This is a genomic window from Vibrio sp. 378, from assembly GCF_033339435.1.
The window spans coordinates 1-545 of the sequence record NZ_JAWOUO010001042.1; the positions used below are offsets into that span (position 1 = coordinate 1).

A 545-nucleotide genomic window follows, 5' to 3' on the forward strand; every position below is an offset into this window, starting at 1 on the left:
TTCGATTGCTGCGTTTAGAGCGAGTAGGTTAGTTTGTTCGGCGATGCCTTTGATCACACCGAGAATTGAGGAAACTTCTTCGGTTCTCTGATTTAGGGACGTAATCTTCTCGCGCACTTGTTCAATGTTGCTGACTAAGCTCTTGATGTCTTCGCTGACATTGTGCGCTTGGCTGGCGCTGTTTGTGGCTACGTCAACGGTGTGGTTTACCAACGTCGTTGCGTTGATTGTTGCCTCTTCAACCACGACTTGCTGCTGCAACATATCAATAATGTTGTTTTGCACTTCATTGGTTTCTAATTGCTGATTGTTTGCTGCCTCATCAGTGGATTGAGCAACGTCGGTGAGACGACCTGCAGACCCTGCTAACGAGTGGGAGGTGTCTTGCACGCGCTCAAGACTTTCCGAAACGGTATCCATAAAGGAATTAATAGATTGGGAAAGTTGGCCAACTTCGTCATTTTGTTTATGGACAAGTCTCTGGGAGAGATCTTTGCTGGCACTAACGTTCGACATAAAGTGCGAGGTTTTTTGAATTGGTCGCA

Annotated in this window: 1 protein-coding gene; it reads right to left on the bottom strand. The window is 46.4% G+C overall.

Annotated elements, in window-relative coordinates; all coding sequences use genetic code 11:
- The coding region (locus tag R7Q48_RS30265) for a methyl-accepting chemotaxis protein (protein WP_318134102.1) at positions 1 to 545 on the bottom strand (545 nt) is incomplete at both ends.